At 70.9% G+C, this 11,700-nt stretch carries 11 protein-coding genes and 1 tRNA gene; 3 read left to right on the top strand and 9 right to left on the bottom strand.

The window, feature by feature from the left end; translation table 11 throughout:
* Positions 1-24 precede the first annotated feature (24 nt).
* Positions 25-1,110: a class I SAM-dependent methyltransferase gene (locus tag Van01_RS10865; RefSeq protein WP_204005283.1), complete on the top strand. Its 1,086-nt coding sequence runs from the start codon at positions 25-27 to the stop codon at positions 1,108-1,110.
* 4 nt (positions 1,111-1,114) lie between these two features.
* On the opposite strand, the gene Van01_RS10870 is transcribed toward Van01_RS10865, so the two are convergent.
* Genes Van01_RS10870 through Van01_RS10885 form a run of 4 tightly spaced genes read right to left on the bottom strand, consistent with a single transcriptional unit; the run spans position 1,115 to position 4,037 of the window.
* Complete coding sequence (locus tag Van01_RS10870) at positions 1,115-1,504, bottom strand: VOC family protein (RefSeq protein WP_204005285.1); 390 nt, start codon at positions 1,502-1,504, stop codon at positions 1,115-1,117.
* Between the two features lie 35 nt (positions 1,505-1,539).
* On the bottom strand, positions 1,540-2,325 hold the full coding sequence (locus Van01_RS10875; protein ID WP_204005333.1) for an ABC transporter permease: 786 nt from the start codon (positions 2,323-2,325) through the stop codon (positions 1,540-1,542).
* Positions 2,325-3,101, bottom strand: coding sequence for an ABC transporter permease (locus Van01_RS10880; protein ID WP_204005288.1), 777 nt, complete (start codon positions 3,099-3,101; stop codon positions 2,325-2,327). The genes Van01_RS10875 and Van01_RS10880 overlap by 1 nt, the downstream gene beginning before the upstream one ends.
* Positions 3,102-4,037, bottom strand: coding sequence for an ABC transporter ATP-binding protein (locus tag Van01_RS10885; RefSeq protein WP_204005290.1), 936 nt, complete (start codon positions 4,035-4,037; stop codon positions 3,102-3,104). It abuts the gene before it with no gap.
* 179 nt (positions 4,038-4,216) lie between these two features.
* Between Van01_RS10885 and Van01_RS10890 the strand changes: the two genes are divergently transcribed.
* The gene (locus Van01_RS10890; protein ID WP_204005292.1) at positions 4,217-4,615 is read left to right on the top strand and encodes a VOC family protein; all 399 of its coding nucleotides are present in this window, start codon (positions 4,217-4,219) and stop codon (positions 4,613-4,615) included.
* On the opposite strand, the gene Van01_RS10895 is transcribed toward Van01_RS10890, so the two are convergent.
* The 4 genes from Van01_RS10895 to Van01_RS10910 all read right to left on the bottom strand — a co-directional run bounded on the left by Van01_RS10895 (position 4,596) and on the right by Van01_RS10910 (position 10,675).
* Positions 4,596-5,666: an acyl-CoA dehydrogenase family protein gene (locus tag Van01_RS10895; protein ID WP_204005295.1), complete on the bottom strand. Its 1,071-nt coding sequence runs from the start codon at positions 5,664-5,666 to the stop codon at positions 4,596-4,598. The two genes, Van01_RS10890 and Van01_RS10895, sit on opposite strands and share 20 nt — an antisense overlap.
* A gap of 114 nt (positions 5,667-5,780) precedes the next feature.
* A complete protein-coding gene (locus Van01_RS10900) occupies positions 5,781-6,917 on the bottom strand; it encodes an acyl-CoA dehydrogenase family protein (RefSeq protein WP_204005297.1) in 1,137 nt (378 codons plus the stop codon).
* 88 nt (positions 6,918-7,005) lie between these two features.
* Positions 7,006-8,811: an ABC transporter ATP-binding protein gene (locus Van01_RS10905; RefSeq protein ID WP_204005299.1), complete on the bottom strand. Its 1,806-nt coding sequence runs from the start codon at positions 8,809-8,811 to the stop codon at positions 7,006-7,008.
* Complete coding sequence (locus Van01_RS10910) at positions 8,798-10,675, bottom strand: ABC transporter ATP-binding protein (protein ID WP_239098992.1); 1,878 nt, start codon at positions 10,673-10,675, stop codon at positions 8,798-8,800. The genes Van01_RS10905 and Van01_RS10910 overlap by 14 nt, the downstream gene beginning before the upstream one ends.
* A 144-nt stretch (positions 10,676-10,819) precedes the next feature.
* Between Van01_RS10910 and Van01_RS10915 the strand changes: the two genes are divergently transcribed.
* Positions 10,820-11,437, top strand: a complete 618-nt coding sequence (locus Van01_RS10915) for a response regulator transcription factor (protein ID WP_204005303.1) — start codon at positions 10,820-10,822, stop codon at positions 11,435-11,437.
* A 6-nt stretch (positions 11,438-11,443) separates the two neighbouring features.
* On the opposite strand, the gene Van01_RS10920 is transcribed toward Van01_RS10915, so the two are convergent.
* A tRNA-Ala gene (locus Van01_RS10920) sits at positions 11,444-11,517 on the bottom strand.
* Between the last annotated feature and the right edge of the window lie 183 nt (positions 11,518-11,700).

The raw sequence follows: 11,700 nt of genomic DNA on the forward strand, positions 1-11,700 counted from the left end.
AGTCCGGGATTCCGTGAGGCCGTGATGACGCAACCCGATCCCCGCACCCTGACGTTCTCGCTGCGGCTGTTCCGCACGATGCTCGCCACCCAGGAGATGTTCACCGTCTATCTCGGTGTCCGGCTAGGGCTGTACGACGCCCTGCGCGACGGTGAGCCCCGTACCCCCGGGCAGTTGGCCTCGGCCGCGCGGGTCGACACGCGCTACGCCCGGGAGTGGCTGGAGCAGCAGGCCACAGCGGGCATTCTGGTCGCATCCGCAGCTTCCGGTGACGACCCCGAGGACCGGCGGTACGCGCTACCGGCAGCCCACGCCACGGTGCTCACCGAGTCGGACGACCCGGCGTCCATGGCGGCGCTGGCCGTGCTGCCGGTTGGCGGTATCGCCACGGCGCTGCCCCACCTGCTCGACGCCTACCGCACCGGTGCCCGGGTCGCCGACGAGGTCTTCGGCGACGACTGGCTGCACGGCCACTCCGGCGCCAACCGCGCCCTCTACCGGCACCAGCTGGCCGGCTGGATCGAGACGTACCTCCCCGACCTGCACGCGCGGCTTTCCGAGCCGGGCCGGCGGGTGGCCGACGTGGCCTGCGGGGTCGGCTGGTCGAGCATCGCCCTCGCCCGGGCCTACCCCGGGCTACGCGTGGTGGGGATCGACATCAACGACAGTGCGATCGCCCTGGCCGGCGAGAACGCCACCCAAGCCGGCGTCGCCGACCGGGTGCGCTTCACTGTCGGCGACGCCGCCGGCCGGGCCGACGCGCAGGGGTACGACCTGGTCTGCCTCTTCGACGCGCTGCACGAGCTGACCGACCCGGTGGGGGTGCTGGCCGCCTGCCGTGAGCTGAGTGCTGACGGCGGCACTGTGCTGGTGATGGACGCGAAGGTGGCCACGGTCTTCACCGCGCCGGGCGACGACGTGGAGCAGTTCCAGTACGCGACGAGTGTGCTGCACTGCCTGCCGGCGGCCAGGTTGGCCGACGGCGGTGGGCACGGCACGGTGCTGCGTCCCAACGACGTACGGGCGATGGCGGCCCGGGCCGGCTACGCCGCTGCCGTGGTCGTGCCGGTCCCGGACCGCTTCCACCGCCTCTACCGGCTGATGGCCTGAGCCGTCAGACCTTCCAGGGGTCGTAGGAACCGAACCCCCACACGTAGCCCTCAATGTCGGCGCACGAGTAGGCCCGACCACCGTGCGGCTGGTCGGCCGGCTCGTCGACGATGCGTGCGCCGGCTGCCGACGCCCGCGCCGCGTGCGCGTCGACGTCGTCGACGATCACATAGACCCCGCCCGGCCTGTTCTGGTCGGCGTCGAGTGGTGCGGCCTCGTCGGTGGTGGAATCGATCATCAACATGCCGGGGCCGTAGGTCAGCTCGGCGTGCGCCACCTTGCCCGGACCGGCGTCGATCACCAGGCGTCGTTCGAAGCCGAACGCCTCCACCAACCAGTCGATCGCCTTCGGTGCGTCGTGGTAGGCCAGCACGTGGATGACTGTCGAGGACATTCTTCTCTCCTTACCGCGGTTGACTTCGCCGCGGCTCAGCGCCGGAGCAACTGAGCCGTCCGGCGGCCGGCCACGCCGACCGCCACCAGCGCGAGCACGAGCAGATAGAGGACGCTGAGCGCTGTCGACAAACCCACGGAGCCGACGGTGACGCCGCGCAGGAGTTCGATGCCATGGTAGAGCGGGGTGCACGCGACCACGACCTCGAACACCTTCGGATAGGTGCTCACCGGCACGTACGCGCCGGAGAAGAGCAACAGCGCGATCTGGGCCAGCGTCACGTAGTCGAAGTGCTGCCAGCTCTTCATGTAGGTGGCCAGGGCGAGCCCGACGGCACCGAAGGTCACGCCGACCAGCAGCGCGGCCGGCAGCGCCACCAGGGCCCGCAGCGGTGTGGTCACCCCGAGGGCGGTCATCACGACCAGGAACGCCACGCTGTAGAGAGTGCCCCGGACGGTCGCCCACCCCAGCTCGCCCCAGGCGACCTCCACCGGCCGTAGCGGCGTGTTGAGGGCCGCCTCGTAGAGTCGCGCGTACTTGGCCTTGGTGAAGAAGTTCGTGGTCGCCTCGGCGACCGCGCCGTTCATCGCCGACGCGGCGAGCATCGCCGGGGCGATGAACGTCAGGTAGGAGACGGAGCGGTCACCGAGCGGCACTGTCGCCACGAGGGAACCGACCCCCCACCCGAGCGCCACGAAGTAGAGCAGCGGCTCGACGAACGCCGAGGCCACCAGGAGCCAGTAGCCCTGCTTCGTACGCAGCACCCGGACATTGCGCCCGGTCACCGCGGCGGACCGGGCCAGGATCGCTGTCGACAGCATCACGCCCCCAAGCGTTCGGCGAACTGGCGCCGGGCCAGCAGGAACCCGCCGACCGCCCAGAGCAGCAGATAGCCCACGTGCACCGGCACCGGCCAGGCGGTGCCGGCGGCCGCTGTCGCGGCCCGGGCCAGCTCGACTCCGTGCCACAGCGGCGTCGCGAAGATCAACGGCTGCAACACCCCGGGTATCTCGCCGACCGGAAAGAAGATCCCCGCGAACAGCATCATGGGCAGCAGCACGAACCGGTTGACCATGGCCATCACGCCCGGATCCTCGGCGGTGGCGGAGAACGCGCACATCGGCGCGGCTGTCGCCAGGCCGACCAGCAGCCCGACCAGCGGGGCCAGCAACGCGCCCCAGGACGAGACGGTGCCGAACACCACCATCACCACGAGAAACGCCACAGTCGCGGCGAGCACCCGCAGCGCCGCGTACACCAGGTGGCCCAGCACCAGGTCGGATGGTCCGGGCGGAGCGGCGGCGATGACGTGGTACATCCGCTGCCACCGGAAGTTGTTCATCACCGGGGTGGCCGAGTCCATCATGGCCACCTGCATCGCGGTGTGGGCCAGCAGACCGGGCGCGACGAACTCGGCGTACGGCAGGCCGAGCACCGGCGTGCGGTCGACGTACCCGCCGAGGACGACGCCGAGCCCCAGCAGGAAGAGCACCGGAGTGAGAAAGGAACTGGCAAGCGTGCCGCGCCAGGTCTGCCGGTAGCACGCGAGGTGGTACTCGAACACCGCTCGGCTGCGGACCACGGCGGTTGTCGCCATCTACGCCTCCACCAGAGTGCGGCCGGTCAACTTGAGGAAGACGTCCTCAAGGCTGGCCCGACGGACCAGCACCCCGGTCGGGGACACCCCACGGGCGTAGACGGCCGGCACGGCGGCGTCGCCGTCGTCGACGTAGAGCAGGATGCGGTCGGGCAGCACCTCGATCCGGTGGCCGACCTGGTCCAGCTTGTCGGCGTGGGCGTCGAGGTCGTCGCTGTCGAAGCGCAGCTCGACCACCTCCCGTGGGGCATGCTCCGCGACCAGGGCCGCTGGTGGGCCTTCGGCCACGATGCGTCCCTCGTCGATGACCACCACCCGGTCGCACAGCTGCTCCGCCTCATCGAGGTAGTGGGTCGTCAGCAGCAGCGTCACGCCGCGTCGCCGCAGCCTGAACAGCCGCTCCCACAGCAGGTGCCGGGCCTGCGGATCCAGACCACTTGTCGGCTCGTCGAGCATCAGCAGTTCGGGGTCGTTGACCAACGCGCGGGCGATCGCCAGTCGGCGACGCATGCCGCCGGAGAGCTGGTCCATCCGGCTGTCGGCCCGGTCGGCGAGCTGCATGAATTCGAGCTGCGCGTCCGCCCGCTCACGGGCCACCGATCGCGGGTAGCCGAAGTAGCGCGCGTACGTGACGAGATTGTCACGAGCCGACAGGTCCATGTCGAGGCTGTCCTCCTGCGGACAGACCCCCAGACGTTCCCGGATCGCCGGTCCGTCGCGGCGCGGATCGAGCCCGAGGACACTCAGCTCGCCCTCAGTGACGTCGGTGACGCAGCCGATCATGCGCATGGTGGACGACTTGCCGGCACCGTTGGGTCCGAGGATCCCGACGGCCTCGCCTCGGGCGACATCGAGGTCGATACCGGCCACGGCTACCCGGTCGCCGTACCGCTTCACGAGTCCGCGGGATCTGACCAGAGGTGACTCGATGCTCATGGCATCCATGCTCAACCGGAACCGGTACCGGTGGTCAAGGTGAACGTTCGACTGCGTAGCCGGCGCAGTCGAACACCCCGTCCCGGCCGCTCGCGCGTTCGGCACCGACGCTTGCGGGGTGCCCGGTGGGCGGCCGTACCGTGGCGGCCTGTCACCGCCCCGACTGGGAAGGATCGACCATGCCGGACACGATCGTACGCGGCCGGATCATGCTGATGATGTACGCCGACATCGCGGCAGCCCACGACTACCTGGTCGAGGTCTTCGGACTCCAGGCCGGTGTGGTGATCCGTGACGACCAGGACCGGGTCGACCACGGCGAGGTGACCGCCGGCGACGGCGTCATCTGGCTGCACCCGGTGCAGGAGGACATGAAGCTGGCCCCGCCCAACGAAGTGGGCGCGGCGACGGCGAGCATGGCCATCCTCGTCGACGACGTCGACGCTCACTTCCGGCACGCCCGCGAGAAGGGCGCCATGATCGAACACGAGCCGGTCGACCAGGAGTACGGCTACCGCGAGTACAGCGCGCGGGATCCGGAGGGCCACCTCTGGTCGTTCATGAAAGCTCTCTCCTGACCTCCCGCACCACCCGGCCGGGCGGGCCACCGGACTCTCCCACCGCGAACACGACGTCGGCGATCGCGGCCAACGTCTCGGTGGACCCGTCCAGCCACAGGGCACGGCGATACCAGCGGTGCACGGGAAAGTCCCAGGTCACGCCCATGCCGCCGCAGACCTGGACGGCCGCCTCACAGCTCTGCACCGCCGCTCGGCGGCCAGCGAGGACCGCGCTGGCGGTGGCGTCCGCCGGCCCACCCGCCGGCCCGTCGTGGGCTGCGGCGGCACGCCAGACAAGTGACCGCGCGAGTTCCACCTCGGCATAGCACTCGGCCAACAGGTGACTGACCGCCTGGTAGGAGCCGATCGGCCTACCGAACTGGGCGCGGAGCTTGGCGTGCTCGACGGCGAACCCGAGCGCCCGCTCGGCCACCCCCACCGCCTCCGCCGCGAGCAGCATGGCCGCCCGGTCCCGGACCCGCGCCAGCAGTCCGGCGGCGTTGGGCGGACCGACGAGCAGCCGCGCCGGCACACTGTCGAAGGTGAGGCTGCCGAGCACCCGGAGCGGGTCGATGCCCTCGGTCGGCACGTGCACCGGGCCGGCCGGCACCGCGAAGAGCCCGACCTCGCCGTCGGTACTGGCGGCGACGACGAACTCGGCCGCCGGACCGGCGTCGACGGCTGACGCCACCCCGTCGATCCGCCAGCCGGCGGCGCCCCGCCTCGCGGCCAGCAGCGGGGTGTCCGAACCGTCCGGCCGGTCCACCAGGGTCGCCGGCCCGGGCAGTGGCTCACCCGCCGCCTGGTACACAGGCAGGGCCAGCCCGACAGTCGTCCACCATGGCACCGGCAGCAGCGCGTAGCCGAGTTCACCGGCGAGCAGGGCCAACTCCACAGCCGAAAGGTCGGGATCCGCCCAGCCCTGCCGGATCAGTTCCGGCCAGGTGCCGCTGGCCCACTCCCGGCGGTCGGCCAGTTCGGCGACGGTTGCGGGCGGGCAGACCGCACCGAGGAACCGGCGTGCCGCCTCCCGCAGGTCGAGCTGATCGCGGGTGAGAGTCAGGTCCACGAGTCCACCTCCGGCTGCTCATTGCCGTGTCCAGGAATGTCGCACGATGCTGGCGACCTGACGATGTGCAGAAACCCGCACCGGGCCGCGCCGGCACGGTTTCCGGACACCGCGCTAGCGCGATCGAGGCAGGCCGAGCACCCGCTCGGCCACGATGCCGCGCAGGATCTCGGACGTTCCTCCCTCGATCGTCGACGTTCGGCTGCGCAGCCGCTCCCGCTCCCAGTAGGCCCGCCACGGCGACCGCGGGGTGGCCACGTCGAAGCCGAGGGCGCACACCCGCTGGTCCACCTCGGACCAGCGGAGCTTGAGCACCGTCGCCTCAGGGGCCGGATCGCCGCCCTGCGCGGTGGCCACCGCCCGGTGCGCCGTGCACCGTAGCGCCTCCACCTCGACGTGCAGGGTCGCCAGCTGGTCGCGGACGGACCGGTCCCGGTCGGCACCCGCCGCGACGACGGTTCGCCGCAGCCGGTCGAACTGGACGGCCAGCCGCGCGACGAGGGTCACGGCGAGAGTGCCGCGCTCGTGGGCGAGGGTGGTCATCGCCACCCGCCAGCCGCTGCCCGCCGGGCCGACCACCGCCGACTCGGGCACCGCCACGTCAGTGAGGGTGATCCGACTGAAGTCGGCGTCACCTGACATCTGACGTAGCGGCTGGACCGTCACCCCCGGGGTCGACATGTCGACGAGGAAGCAGGTGAGCCCGTCGTGCCGGCCCGGCGGGCCGTCGGTGCGGGCCAGCAGCAGGCAGGCGTCGGCGGTGTCGGCGTACGAGGACCAGATCTTCTCGCCGGTGATGCGGTAGCCGCCGTCGGGCGCCGGAACCGCTCGGGTGCGGATGGCGGCCAGGTCCGAGCCGGCCTCCGGTTCCGAGAAGCCCTGACAGAACAACGTGTCGCCACGCAGGATCCCCGGCAGGTAGGTGTCGCGCTGGACCGCCGTGCCGTGGCGGATCACCGTCGGCCCCACCATGTTGAGCCCGATGAGGTTGGCGTGGTCGGGCGCGCCGGCCCGGGCCGACTCCGCGACGAAGATCTCCTGCACGGCCGGCGGCGCACCACAGCCACCGTACGAGACCGGCCAGGACATCCCGGCGTACCCGCCCGTCCAGAGCGTCCGGTTCCACCCACGCAGCTCCGCAGGGGTCCATCGGCGCGCCCCCACCTCCGGCACCGGCGGCAGGTGCTCGCGCAGCCAGACCCGCAGGCTCGCCCGGAACTCCGCCTCCTGCTCGTCGTCGTGCAGCCGCATGGCGGCCGATGCTAGGCGAACCCCCAGGTGTGCGGGAATCCGTTCGGGTACGCACGGTCACCGGCCGGTTCGGTCTGGCCGGCCCGGGTCAGCCGCTGCGGTAGCCGGCGGCCTGGATCGTGTACAACTCGGCGTAACGGCCACCGGCAGCCATCAGCTCCTCATGGCTGCCGACCTCCACCACCCGGGCCCCGTTCAGGACCACGATCAGATCGGCCATCCGCGCCGTCGAGAACCGGTGCGAGACGAGGACGGTGACCCGACCGGACGTGGTGTCCCGGCGCGCGCCGGCCGCGTACCGTTCGAACAGGGCGTGCTCGGTCTCCGCGTCCAGCGCCGCGGTCGGCTCGTCGAGCACCAGCAGCAACGGATGATCCCGCATGAACCCCCGCGCAAGGGCGACCTTCTGCCACTGTCCGAACGAGACCTCGACGCCCTCCGGCCACGACCTGCCCAGTTGGGTGTCCAGGCCCCTGGGCAGCGCGGAGACCACCGCGTCGGCACCGGCCCGCGTCACCGCGCCGACGATCGCCGGCTCCTGCTCGACCCGCGGCAGGTCACCCACGCCGATCGACTGTCCGGCCCGTAACTCGAACCGGTAGAAGTCCTGGTACGCGCCGGCCAGGCGGGTACGCCAGGACTCCGCCGACACGGTCGCCAGGTCACGGTCGTCGACCAGGATGCGACCGCTTGTCGGCCGGTAGAACTTCGACAGCAACTTGATGAGCGTGCTCTTGCCGGCACCGTTCTCCCCGACGAGCGCCACCACCGACCCGGCGGGCAGCCGCAACGTCACGTCGTCGAGCGCCAGCCGGTCGCTGTTGGGGTACGCGAACGAGACGTGCTCCAATCGGATCCCGTCGACAAGTCGATCGGGAGCGGGAGCGTCGGCGGACCTGTCGAAGGACGCCACGTAGTCCTCCAGCCAGGTGAACCGGCGGGCCCCGTCGATCCACATGCCCCGCAGGAAGCCGATCTCCCCCACGGTGGCGCTGACGTAGGCCGACAGCCGGGCACCTGCCGCCAGCACCAGCAGCACGTCACCCGCCGGTGCCCGTAGCACCTCCGCGACGTAGGCGATGGCGCCCACGTAGCCCAGCCCGAAGACGATCCAGGCGAGCGAGTGCCACACCGCCGACCGGTTACGGGGGCGGGCGACGATCGCGTACCACTCATCCCAGGCCGCGCGACGCTCTCGCCGCAGTCGCGGACCGACGCCGCCTACCCGTACCTCCTTGGCCGGCTCGGCGGTGGTCGCGGTGACATAGAGGTGGCGGGCCAGCCGACCGGCGGCGGCCGCCCGCTCGTGGGCGGCCTGCTCGACCGCCGGACGCCAACCCGCCATGGCCAGCGTCGGTATGGCGAACAACGCCAGCAGGATCAGCACCGGGCTGATGGTGGCGAGCAGCACGAGCGTGATCGTCAGCCGCAGTATCCAGCCCAGCGTGGTGAACACCGACAGGTACATGTGATCGAGGACGAAGACCTGGTCGCGCAGCACCGCCAGGCGGTCGAGGTAGTCCGGTCGCTCGTGATGCGCGATGGTGGCCACCCGGGCCTGCAACCGGGCGACGTGCGATTCCAGCGCGATGGTCACCCGGTCGCGGAACCGACGCTGCACCCGGGCCGAGATCACCGACAGGAACCAGGTAAGCGCCGCCGACACACCGAGCCCGGCCAGTGCGGCGTAGATCAGCCGATCGTCACCCGTCTGCACGCCGTCGCTCAGCAGTTTCAGCCAGAGCGCGAACAGTGCATCCGGCACCGCCGCCACCAGCGCGATGGCCAGCGCGGCGAGCATCAGCCGGGGCTCGTGGCGCAGGCCGAACCGGCACAGTCGCCACATCGACCGCAGCGGCGGCGGCAGCGGGACCTCCCGCTCAGGCGAGGACATCGCCACCGACCTCCTGCGGTTCGTCGAAGCGCTGGGCCTGGAGATCGAACATCGTGCGGTACCGCCCATTCGCGCGCATGAGCTGGTCGTGACTGCCCGCCTCGACCACCGCGCCGTCCTCGACCACGCAGATCAGGTCGGCCATCCGGACCGTGGAGAACCGGTGGGAGATCAACACTGTCGTACGGCCGCGGGTCTCGGCCAACACCCGCGAAAAGATCTCCAACTCGCCGCGCGCGTCGAGTTGCGCGGTCGGCTCGTCGAGCAGGACCACCCCGGCGCCACCACGAACCGCAACCAACGTACGAGCCAACGCGACGCGCTGCCACTGGCCACCGGAGAGGTCGATGCCGCCCGGATAACCCTTGGCCAACACGGTGTCGAGATCGGCCAGACCGTGCGCACCAGCCGCCTCCAGCGCGGCCAGCACCATGTCGTCGGGGGCACCGGTCGGGGCGACGTTGTCGCGCAGCGGCCACTCGAACCGGATGTAGTCCTGGAACACGGCGGATATGTGCGCGCGCCATGCCTCGACCTCGAACCGCCGGATGTCGACGCCGTCGAACTCGATGCTGCCCTCGTCGGGGTCGTAGAGGCGGCAGATCAGCTTCGCCAGTGTCGTCTTGCCGGCACCGTTGCGGCCGACGATCGCCACCGACGAGCCGGCCGGCACCGTCAGGTCCAACGACCGCAGCACCGTCGTGCCGGTACCCGGGTAGCCGAAGGTGACGCCGCGCAGCCGCAACTCTCCGGCACCGGAGCCGGTCTGCGCAGTCAGCGGACCGGCCGAGCCGGGCCGACCGGACGAGCCCGTCGGGCCTGACGGGCATGACGGGCCTGACGGGGCGGGCAGCGCACCCGCGGTGGCCATCGGCTCGCGCAACCGCAGCACGGCGGCGACCGGGGCGGCAGCCGAGTCGAGCGACCAGTTGAGTCCACCGAACGCGATCGCGACAGCCCCGATCGCCGCCTGGGTGAATGTCACAGCCGCGCCGAGCGCCAGCCCGCCGCCGACCAGATCACGGCCGATCGCCCCGAACACGGCCAGGTTGCCGGTCAGCACGACGGCTAGGCTCAGCAGCACCGACCGCTCACGCAGCCGGGTCGCCTCGAACTGAAGCTCATGAAGCCGGCGCCGACGCAGTACGAAACGATTCAGCACCCAGTCGGCCAGACCGAAGAGCCGGATCTCCTTGGCCGGGGCCGGATCAACTGCCAACCGGTAGTGGTACTCGGCGTCCTGCTGCGCCCGCCGTACCTCGTCGGTGTTGCGGTCCCGCCAGATCCCGCTCTCCCGCAACAACCAGTGCGTGGCCAACCAGCAGCCGGCCAGGATCGGCGGTGCCCACCAGACGTAACCGAAGAGCACGAGCGCACACGCGACGCCGCTGACGAACGAGACTATGCCGTCCGCGATGAACCCCATCGACAGCCGCAGCGGCGGCGCGCTCTGGCCGAGGTCGAAGTCGCGGGCAGCCGCCTGGTCAGCGGCCAACCCAGGGTTCTCCAGGTGCCCGAGGCCGGCCGGCTCCAGGCAGTAGTCGGTAAGTCGGTCGTAGAGCCAGGCAGCGGTCTGGTCGCCCATGTTGCGGCTCAGTGCCATGTGGATCGGACCGAGCACCTGCATGCCCAGGAAAATCACACCAGTGAGGGCCAGCGGGGCGACGAGCGGCGCTCCGTCGTCGATCGCCCCGATCAGCACGCCCATCGCCACGGCGAAGCCTGCCGGTAGCACGCCGCGCAGTACAACGATCCCCCACCACAGCCCGGCGAGCCCCGGCCGGGCCCGGAACGTGGTGGCGAAGAACTGCCACTCCTGCCGCTGGCGCAGCCGGCCCGCATTCTGCCGTGCAGAGAGGGTCACGATGGGGATGATGCCACCGATCAGCCGGACCGTCAGGCCACGCCGGCGTGTACCCGCGACCCGCCACCGCTCGAACGGCTTGCCCGCGACCACCCCACACCTGTATCCCAGATAAGCCGGAGCAGGCATCGAGGCAGGTGATACGTGATCCGGACCGATCTGCTCGTCCGCTCGCCCATCTACACAGTGGGTCTCGTCCACACGCTGGCCGCCGCCGGAGTCGAGGTCGTCGGCGTACGCCGGTCACCCGACGAGGAACCGGCCGCTACCGCCGAGGCCGCAATCGTCGACGTCGACGGACTCCCTGCCCCGGACGACCTCGGCGCGATCACCGACACCGCCCGCCGGATGCTCGTCCTCGTACTCGACGACGGCGCCGCCGACACCGGCGCCTACCTCCGCGCCGGCGCGCACAAGGTGATCAACAGGCACGCACCGACAGGCCACATCGTCGACGCGGTACGCGCGCTCGGCCAGGTCACCCAGGTCCGAGAGATGCCACCCGGCCCCGGCCTCACCCTGTCCGAACGGGAAAATCAGGTCCTCACGCAGATCTCCCAGGGGCTGACCCACTGGCAGATCGCCACCCGGCTCGGCCTCAGCCCGAACACTGTCGACACCTACGTCAAACGCATCCGGGCCAAACTCGGCGTGGGCAACAAGGCCGAGCTGACCCGTGCCGCCCTGCTCGGCCGACCACTGCCCAGCCCCACAGTGCAAGATCACGAAAGGCCGTCCCCGACTTACGGGAACGGCCTTTGAACCGGGTGGAGCTGAGGGGATTTGAACCCCTGACCCCCTCGATGCGAACGAGGTGCGCTACCGGTCTGCGCCACAGCCCCTCCGCCGGTCAAACCGGCGTCGGTCCCACCCGGCTTTCACCGGGCGGGCCGGCGACAAGGCTAACAGGTCGAGCGCTCCCGCCGCGAACCACCCCGCCACCCCGGCCCCACAAGATCCGCGCAGTTTCCCCGATGTTGCTGCCTCCGGCGCGGCCCGATGCAGCAACATCGGGGATGTTGTCG

The sequence above is a fragment of the Micromonospora andamanensis genome (genome assembly GCF_016863495.1).
GTDB lineage: Bacteria > Actinomycetota > Actinomycetes > Mycobacteriales > Micromonosporaceae > Micromonospora > Micromonospora andamanensis.

Excerpts from the sequence above, each read along its gene's own strand:
- Van01_RS10865 (WP_204005283.1), top strand. The coding sequence starts at position 25 with ATGACGCAACCCGATCCCCGCACCCTGACGTTCTCGCTGCGGCTGTTC.
- Van01_RS10905 (WP_204005299.1), bottom strand. The coding sequence starts at position 8,811 with ATGTCCTCGCCTGAGCGGGAGGTCCCGCTGCCGCCGCCGCTGCGGTCG.
- Van01_RS10890 (WP_204005292.1), top strand. The coding sequence starts at position 4,217 with ATGCCGGACACGATCGTACGCGGCCGGATCATGCTGATGATGTACGCC.
- Van01_RS10885 (WP_204005290.1), bottom strand. The coding sequence starts at position 4,037 with ATGAGCATCGAGTCACCTCTGGTCAGATCCCGCGGACTCGTGAAGCGG.
- Van01_RS10900 (WP_204005297.1), bottom strand. The coding sequence starts at position 6,917 with ATGCGGCTGCACGACGACGAGCAGGAGGCGGAGTTCCGGGCGAGCCTG.
- Van01_RS10870 (WP_204005285.1), bottom strand. The coding sequence starts at position 1,504 with ATGTCCTCGACAGTCATCCACGTGCTGGCCTACCACGACGCACCGAAG.
- Van01_RS10880 (WP_204005288.1), bottom strand. The coding sequence starts at position 3,101 with ATGGCGACAACCGCCGTGGTCCGCAGCCGAGCGGTGTTCGAGTACCAC.
- Van01_RS10875 (WP_204005333.1), bottom strand. The coding sequence starts at position 2,325 with ATGCTGTCGACAGCGATCCTGGCCCGGTCCGCCGCGGTGACCGGGCGC.